Below are 8,267 nucleotides of genomic sequence, written 5' to 3' on the forward strand. Positions count from 1 at the left end.
GGGGCGGGGTGGCGCCTCCCCCCCCCCCCCCACCCCGGGGGGCACGTTACAGTCCGGGGCTGGCCGCCCCCGGGGGGGCCCCCCCCACCCCGGGGCGGGGGGGGCGCCTTCGCGCCGGGGGCGGCCCCCCCGTCGCCGTTTGGCTAGAGTGATCCGCATGCTGGTAGCCGCCGCCGTGTGCCCCTGTCCGCCGCTGCTCGTCCCGGAGGTCGCCGCCGGGGCGGCCGCCGAGTTGGACCCGCTGCGGGCCGCCTGCGACGAGGCCCTGGCGGCACTGGTCGCGGCCGGGCCGCAGCTGGTCGTGGTGGTCGGCGCAGGGCCGGAGGCCGAGGTGTGGACCGAGGGCGGGGCCGGCTCCTTCCACCGCTACGGGGTGCCGCTGGTCGCCAAGCTGCCCGGCGGCCGGGTCGAGGGGCCGGAGCTGGCGCCCTCGCTGACGGTCGGCGCCTGGCTGCTGGAGCGCGCCGGGGTGACGCTGCCGACGCACGCCTGCGCGGTGCCCGCCGACGCGCCCGCCGACCGGATGCTCGGGCTCGGCCAGGGCTTGGCCCAGCTGGCCGACCGGGTCGGCCTGTTGGTGGTGGGCGACGGCAGCGCCTGCCGCTCGGTGAAGGCCCCCGGTTACCTGGACGAGCGCGCCGAGGGCTTCGACGCCGCCCTGGCCGCCGCCCTGGGCTCCGCCGACCTGCCCGCGCTCGCCGCCCTGGACGCCGGGCTGGCCGCCGAGCTCAAGGCCGAGGGCCGGGCGCCCTGGCAGGTGCTGGCCGGCGCCGCGGAGGGCGCCGGCCTCACCGCGCGGCTCGGCTACCAGGACGCCCCGTACGGGGTCGGCTACGTCGTGGCGTCCTGGAGCTGATCGAAGCGCGGGGCGTCAGGCCTGCGGCGCCTGGCCGTTGCCGCCGGCCGGCCCCTCCTCGCCCGGCTTCGGCTTGTGGGCGAAGTCGCCCACCGCGCCCTTGGCCTTGCTGGCGCCGTGCTCGATCTTCTCGCTGTACTTGCCCTTGGTCGCCTTGTCGATCGCGCCGCCGGCCTTGTCCACCGCGTGCTCGATCTGCTCGCTGTGCTTGCCGGCGAGCTCACTGGCCTTGCCCTTGAGCTCCTCGGCCTTGCCCTTGAGGTTGTCCATCAGACCCATGGCGATCTCACCCTTTCGTCCCTGTCTCCTGCCCAACGTCCGTCACCGCCGAACCGTTCGCAAACCGGCTCAACTGCGGAAACGGCTGGAGATGGCCGGAGACGGCCGGACACAGTCACATCGTCGCGCAGTCGGGGCCGACGGGCAGCCCGGTCACCGGTGCGGCGGCGGTTTTGCGAGACTGGAGCGGTGAGCAGCTCCCGTACCGACCAGTCCCGCGCCGCCCAGCCCCGAGTGGTCTGCATCGTCGGCGCGACCGCCGCCGGCAAGTCCGACCTGGCCGTCGCCATCGCCCGCAGCCTCGGCGGCGAGGTGATCAACACCGACTCGATGCAGCTGTACCGGGGCATGGACATCGGCACCGCCAAGCTCACCCCCGCCGAGCGCGACGGCGTGCCGCACCACCTGCTGGACGTCTGGGACGTCACCGAGGCCGCCAGCGTCGCCGAGTACCAGCGGCTGGCCCGGGCCGAGATCGACCGGCTGCTCGCGGTCGGGCGCACGCCCGTCCTGGTCGGCGGCTCCGGGCTGTACGTCCGGGCGGCGATCGACGAGATGGAGTTCCCCGGCACCGACCCGGCGGTCCGGGCCCGGCTGGAGGCCGAGCTGGAGGAGGCCGGCCCGCACGCGCTGCACCGGCGGCTGGCCGAGCTGGACCCGGCGGCCGCGGAGGCGATCCTGATCGGCAACGGGCGGCGGATCGTCCGCGCGCTGGAGGTCATCGAGATCACCGGGCAGCCGTTCACCGCGAACCTGCCCGGCAACACCGCCGTCTACGACGCGGTGCAGATCGGGGTCGCGCTGCCGCGCCCCGAACTGGACGAGCGGATCACGCTGCGGGTCGACCTGATGTGGCGGGCCGGACTGCTGGACGAGGTGCGCGCGCTGGAGCGGCTCGGGCTGCGGGAGGGGCGGACGGCCTCCCGGGCGCTCGGCTACCAGCAGGTGCTGGACCACTTCGCCGGCGAGTGCACCGAGGACGAGGCGCGGGCCGAGACCGTCCGGGCCACCAAGCGCTTCGCCCGCCGTCAGGAGTCCTGGTTCCGCCGCGACGGCCGGATCCACTGGCTGTCCCGGCCGGCCGGCACCGACCCCGTCGAGCTGCTGGAACGCTCCCTGGAGCTGATCGACCGTCAGGAGCGTCCGGCCGGGTAGGCGGGTTCCGGCCAATCCGGCGGTGCACCTGCGCGCGCAGGTGGCCGTGCAGGACGAACCGGCGGTCACGGCCCGATCACGTGATGGCCACGGATCACCCGTCGACGCCGGTCAGGCCCGGAACGCCCGTCTGGACATGCCATCATCGAAGGCGTAGGGGTCGGCCGCGCGGGCCGACCGTGCCCGACCGCGAGTCCGCTCGTGTCGAACTGTCAGGGGAGGCCGCGTGTCGACGGGTACCGGCCCCGAACCCGGCCAGAGCGGGAGTGTCACCGCACCGGCCGACGAGTCGACGAGGGGTGACCTCCCCGTGCTGACCGGCCTGGAGGCGCCCACCTCCTACGCGGTCGCACTGCCGGCCCTGGACAACCGCACCCCGGCGGGCGCGGTGCACGAGCGGGAGATCCGACCGCTGCGCCGGCTCCGCTGGTGGCAGACCCTGCCGATCGCCCTGCTGGGCATCCTCGGCTCGCTGATGTTCGCCTTCCCGCTCGCCTTCGGCTCGGCCGGGGCGCGCGCCACCATGGTCGGCATGCTCGGGCTGCTGCTCACCGCCGCCTCGGTCGGCTGGGGCGCGATGGCCGCCCGGCACGCCGGGTACAAGTGGCCGGGCCTGCCGCGCCGCGGCTCCGGGCAGCGGGCCGGCTGGAAGGCGATCGCGCTGTACACCCTGATCGCGCTGGTGGCCTGTGCGCTGGCCGTCTGGCGGGTCGCCTACCTGCGCTGATCCGTCGGCCGCCCCTGCCGGCCCCTCGGCTGCCCACGCCGATCCACCGGTCGGACCGCCCGGGTGGCCGGTGCGCCCGTTCAGTACCATCGGGAGGGTGAGCGCATTCTCCCCGCAGCCGGTCGGCGTCCCCTTCTTCAAGGGGCACGGCACCCAGAACGACTTCGTCATCGTCCCGGACCCGGACGGCGCGCTGGAGATCGGCCCCGCGGCCGTCGCCGCGCTGTGCGACCGGCGGGCCGGCATCGGCGGGGACGGGCTGCTGCGCGTGGTGCGCTCCGCCGCCGAGCCGGCTGCCGCGGACCAGGCCGACCGGGCCGAGTGGTTCATGGACTACCGCAACTCCGACGGCAGCATCGCCGAGATGTGCGGCAACGGCGTGCGGGTCTTCGCCCGGTACCTGGTCGAGGCCGGCCTGGCCGAGCCCGGCGAGTTCGCGGTCGCCACCCGCGCCGGGGTGCGGACGGTGCGGGTCGCCGAGGACGCCGGGGACGGGACGCCCGGCGAGGTCACCGTCGACATGGGCCGGGCCCGGCTGCCCGGGCCGGACGGCGTCGAGGTCACGGTCGGCGCGCGGCGCTGGCCCGCGCTGAACGTCAACATGGGCAACCCGCACGCGGTGGCCTTCGTGGACAGCCTCGACCACGCCGGGGACCTGCTGTCCGCGCCGCTGACCAGCCCCGAAGGGGCCTACCCGGAGGGCGTGAACGTCGAGTTCGTGGTGGACCGCGGGCCGCGGCACGTCGCCATGCGGGTGTACGAGCGCGGCTCCGGCGAGACCCGTTCCTGCGGGACCGGCACCTGCGCCGTCGCGGTGGCCGCCATCCGCCGGGACGGCGTCGACCCGGCGGTCACCGGCGAGCCGGCCACCTACACCGTGGACGTGCCGGGCGGCCGACTGGTCATCACCGAGCACCCGGACGGCCGGATCGAGAAGACCGGCCCGGCGGTCATCGTGGCCGCCGGTGAGATCGACGCCCGCTGGTGGGCCGAACTGGGGCGTGTCTGACACGTCTGAGGCGCGGCTCGGGCAGCTGACGGCCCGGTTTGCCCATTTCGCGTGCCGGTGAATCCGCCCGTTCGAGTGACGCGTGTCGCGGACGGGAAGCAAGGCATCGCGGAACGTGCTCTGCTCGGTAGCATGGACCACCGGGAAGGCGCCCCTCGGCGGGGTGGCGGCCGGTGATCGCTGCCGGAGGTGCGCCGATGACCATCGAAGCCGGGCAGTCCCTGACGGGGCAGCCGACGTCCGCACGGCAAGCCGGGGCCAGGCGGCCCCTGGGGGAGCTCGGCCGGGCCGCGCTCGGCCGGGCTGGGCGGGCCGCCCTGCTGGCCACCGGCCGGCCGCCCGTCCCGGACGCCCTCGAACCGCTCGTCCGAGTCCACCGCGAACACCATCCGCAGGCCGACCTCGGCCTGCTCGCCCGGGCCTACCGGCTCGCCGAGGCCAGCCACCGGGGCCAGAAGCGCAAGAGCGGCGGGCCGTACATCACCCACCCGCTCGCCGTCACCATGATCCTGGCCCAACTCGGCGCCGGGACGACCACCTTGGTCGCCTCGCTGCTCCACGACACCGTCGAGGACACCGAATTGACGCTCGACCAGGTGAGCGCCGGCTTCGGGCCCGAAGTCGCCTACCTGGTCGACGGGGTGACGAAACTGGAGAAGGTCGACTTCGGCGCCGCCGCCGAGGCCGAGACCTTCCGCAAGATGCTGGTCGCCACCGGCGACGACGTCCGGGTGATGGTGATCAAGCTCGCCGACCGGCTGCACAACATGCGCACCATCCGGCACATGAAGCCGGCCAGCCAGGTGCGGATCGCCAAGGTCACCCGGGACGTGCTGATCCCGCTGGCCGAACGGCTCGGCATCCAGGTGCTCAAGGCGGAGCTGGAGGACATCGTCTTCGCCACCCTGCACCCCGAGGAGCACGCCCGTACCCGGGCCCTGATGGCCGGTCACGAGGGCGAGCCGGACACCCAGCTGGCCCCCTTCGCCCGGCTGCTGGCCCGCCAGCTGTCCGAGACCGGGGTGGTTGCCGAGGTCACCGTCCGGCCCCGGCACTGCGTGTCGCTGCACCGGGTGCTGCTCAAGCGGGCCGCCGCGCCCGGCCCGGACGGGCGGCCGCAGCGGCCGCAGCCCGCCGACTTCGGGCGGCTGCTGGTGGTGGTCGAGGAGAACGCCGACTGCTACGCCGTGCTCGGCGAGCTGCACACCTGCTGGACGCCGCTGCCCGGCGAGTTCAAGGACTTCGTCGCCGCCCCCAAGTTCAACCTCTACCAGTCGCTGCACACCGCGGTGGCGCTCAGCGGCGGCACGGTCGTCGAGGTGCTGGTGCGCACCCGGCGGATGCACGAGGTCGCCGAGACCGGGGTGGTCGCGCTCGGCGACCCGGAGCCGGCCGGCGCCGTCCAGGACGCCGACGAACTCGATCGCACCGACCCGGCCCGGCCCGGCTGGCTCAGCCGGCTGCTGGAGTGGCAGCAGGAGACGCCCGACCCGGACGCCTTCTGGTCCGCGCTCACCGCCGACCTGGCCGGCGACCGCGAGATCACCGTCGTGACGGAGAGCGGCGAAACGCTTCAGCTGAGGGCCGGCGCCACCTGCGTGGACGCCGCCTACCTGCTCGGCGAGGAGACCGGCCACCGGTGCATCGGGGCCCGGGTCAACGGCCGGCTCACCGCGCTCTCCACCGTCCTGCAGGACGGCGACCTGCTCGCCGTGCTCACCGAGGCCGCGCCCACCGGGACCGTGCTCACCGAGGACGGGCCGCGCCCCGCCGAACCCTCCGGGCCCGCGCCCGAGTGGCTCGCGCACGCCCGGACGCCGGCCGCCCGGCTGGCCATCGAACGCTGGCTCGCCGACCACCCGGCCCGGCTCCCGCCGGTGCGCACCGGCCCCTCCAACGGCCAGCCCGCCCCGCCCGCGCACCGCACCACCGAGCGCCGGCCGACCCCGGTCGCGGTGGCCGGCCGGCCCGGGGCGCCCGTCCGGCTGGCCCGCTGCTGCACGCCCGTGCCGCCGGACGAGGTGACCGGCTACCCGATCCGCGGCGGAGCCGTCGCCGTGCACCGCACCGGCTGCCCGGCCGGGGAGCGGATGCGCGCGGCCGGGCGCGCCGAGCTGGAGGTCCGCTGGCGGCCGGAGGGCACCCCGGCGGCCGGCCACCGGGCCACCCTGCGGGCCGAGGCGCTCAACCGGCCCCGGCTGCTCGCCGACCTCACGGCGGCCATCTCCGCCGAGGACGTCGGCATCGTCTCGGCCGAGGTCGAACCGCCGCAGGAGCTGCGGGTCCGGCACACCTACACCGTCGAACTGCCCGAGCCGGCCGCGCTGCCCGCGCTGATGCGGGCCATGCTCAAGGTCTCCGGGGTGTACGACGTCAGCCGGCCGCAGGCCCCGGACACCGGCGGGGCCCGCCACCCCGGGGAAAATGGGGATGACCGGTCCGCGCCGGGCGTGGGACCATCATGGGGAATTCACGGCCGGTCCACGGCGTTCTCAGGGCACAGGAGCCCCGACGGCACCCGAGGACCTGAGGGGTAGCTCACCTCGCCCGGCGGTAACCGGGGCGGCAGCTGGGCAGACTCCGGGTGGGACCGCACACGGCGGTCCCCACAGGCCATCCGCACCAGCGACCAAAGGACAGAATGACCTCCACGTCCGACACCCGCGACCACGCCGACGCCCCGCGCCGCCTGAACGGTCTGCGGGCGGAAGCCCTCATGGACGAGGACCTCGCGGCCATCGACGAGGACCGCGGCCACGGCCACCACCACTACGACGGCGACCAGTACGACCGCAGCGAGCGTGCCGCCCTGCGCCGCGTCGCCGGCCTCTCCACCGAACTCGAAGACGTCACCGAGGTCGAGTACCGCCAGCTCCGCCTGGAGCGCGTGGTGCTCGTCGGCGTCTGGACGGACGGCACCCTGGAGGAGGCGGAGAACTCGATGGCCGAGCTCGCCGCCCTCGCCGAGACGGCCGGCTCCCAGGTGCTGGACGGCGTCATCCAGCGCCGTGACAAGCCCGACGCGGCCACCTACATCGGCTCCGGCAAGGCGAAGGAACTGCGCGACATCGTCGCGGCCACCGGCGCCGACACCGTGGTCTGCGACGGTGAGCTCACCCCCGGCCAGCTGATCCACCTGGAGGACGTGGTCAAGGTCAAGGTCGTCGACCGGACGGCCCTGATCCTGGACATCTTCGCCCAGCACGCCAAGTCCCGGGAGGGCAAGGCGCAGGTCTCGCTCGCGCAGATGCAGTACATGCTGCCGCGCCTGCGCGGCTGGGGTCAGTCGCTGTCCCGGCAGATGGGTGGTGGCGGCGCCGGCTCGTCCGGCGGCGGCATGGCCACCCGTGGTCCCGGTGAGACCAAGATCGAGACCGACCGGCGCCGGATCCGCGAGAAGATGGCGAAGCTGCGCCGCGAGATCGCCGAGATGAAGAAGGGCCGCGACACCAAGCGCCAGGAGCGCAAGCGCCACCAGGTGCCGTCGGTGGCCATCGCCGGGTACACCAACGCCGGCAAGTCGTCCCTGCTCAACCGGCTCACCGGGGCGGGCGTCCTGGTGGAGAACTCCCTGTTCGCAACCCTGGACCCGACCGTGCGCCGGGCCCAGACCCCGAGCGGGCGGCTCTACACCCTGGCCGACACCGTCGGCTTCGTCCGGCACCTGCCGCACCACCTGGTCGAGGCCTTCCGCTCGACCATGGAGGAGGTCGCCGACGCGGACCTCATCCTGCACGTGGTCGACGGCTCGCACCCCGAGCCGGAGACGCAGCTGGCCGCCGTCCGCGAGGTCATCGTCTCGGTCGACGCGCAGAACGTGCCGGAGATCGTGGTGATCAACAAGGCGGACGCCGCCGACCCGCACGTGCTGCAGCGACTGCTGCGCCGCGAGCCGCACGCCATCGTGGTGTCGGCCCGCAGCGGCGAGGGCATCGAGGAGCTGCTGAAGCTCATCGACGACGAGCTGCCGCGCCCGGCGATCGAGGTGCGGGCCCTGGTGCCCTACACCCAGGGCGGGCTGGTCTCCCGGGTGCACGCCGAGGGCGAGCTGCTCGGCACCGAGCACACCGGCGAGGGCACGCTGCTGCACGCCAAGGTGCCGGCCGAGCTGGCCGCCGAGCTGGAGCGCTACGCGGTGGCGCTGCAGGTCTGAGGCGTCGGGCCGAGGGGGGGGCGCCCCCCGGGAGCGCGTGGGGGGGGGGGGGGGAGCCGGGGGCGCGCGGGGGCGCGCGGCGCCCGCC

At 75.1% G+C, this 8,267-nt stretch carries 7 protein-coding genes; 6 read left to right on the forward strand and 1 reads right to left on the reverse strand.

Annotated elements, in window-relative coordinates; translation table 11 throughout:
* Nucleotides 1-157: 157 nt before the first annotated feature.
* Nucleotides 158-856, forward strand: coding sequence for a class III extradiol dioxygenase subunit B-like domain-containing protein (locus ACFV61_RS03370; RefSeq protein ID WP_063349332.1), 699 nt, complete (start codon nucleotides 158-160; stop codon nucleotides 854-856).
* Nucleotides 857-871: 15 nt separating this feature from the next.
* Here ACFV61_RS03370 and ACFV61_RS03375 read toward each other — a convergent pair whose 3' ends face one another.
* Nucleotides 872-1,135, reverse strand: a complete 264-nt coding sequence (locus tag ACFV61_RS03375) for an antitoxin (protein WP_063349333.1) — start codon at nucleotides 1,133-1,135, stop codon at nucleotides 872-874.
* A 189-nt stretch (nucleotides 1,136-1,324) separates the two neighbouring features.
* On the opposite strand from ACFV61_RS03375, the gene miaA reads away from it, so the two are divergent.
* The 5 genes from miaA (at nucleotide 1,325) to hflX (ending at nucleotide 8,179) form a co-directional block, all read left to right on the forward strand.
* Nucleotides 1,325-2,290: a tRNA (adenosine(37)-N6)-dimethylallyltransferase MiaA gene (miaA, locus tag ACFV61_RS03380; RefSeq protein ID WP_380489841.1), complete on the forward strand. Its 966-nt coding sequence runs from the start codon at nucleotides 1,325-1,327 to the stop codon at nucleotides 2,288-2,290.
* Between the two features lie 226 nt (nucleotides 2,291-2,516).
* On the forward strand, nucleotides 2,517-3,017 hold the full coding sequence (locus ACFV61_RS03385) for a hypothetical protein (protein ID WP_063349335.1): 501 nt from the start codon (nucleotides 2,517-2,519) through the stop codon (nucleotides 3,015-3,017).
* 97 nt (nucleotides 3,018-3,114) lie between these two features.
* Nucleotides 3,115-4,026, forward strand: a complete 912-nt coding sequence (gene dapF / locus ACFV61_RS03390) for a diaminopimelate epimerase (protein ID WP_380489843.1) — start codon at nucleotides 3,115-3,117, stop codon at nucleotides 4,024-4,026.
* Between the two features lie 197 nt (nucleotides 4,027-4,223).
* Nucleotides 4,224-6,563, forward strand: a complete 2,340-nt coding sequence (locus ACFV61_RS03395) for a RelA/SpoT family protein (protein WP_380489845.1) — start codon at nucleotides 4,224-4,226, stop codon at nucleotides 6,561-6,563.
* A 104-nt stretch (nucleotides 6,564-6,667) separates the two neighbouring features.
* Nucleotides 6,668-8,179, forward strand: coding sequence for a GTPase HflX (hflX, locus tag ACFV61_RS03400; RefSeq protein WP_363374353.1), 1,512 nt, complete (start codon nucleotides 6,668-6,670; stop codon nucleotides 8,177-8,179).
* The last annotated feature ends 88 nt before the right edge of the window (nucleotides 8,180-8,267 follow it).

This window comes from Kitasatospora sp. NPDC059817 (assembly GCF_042731835.1).
GTDB lineage: Bacteria > Actinomycetota > Actinomycetes > Streptomycetales > Streptomycetaceae > Kitasatospora.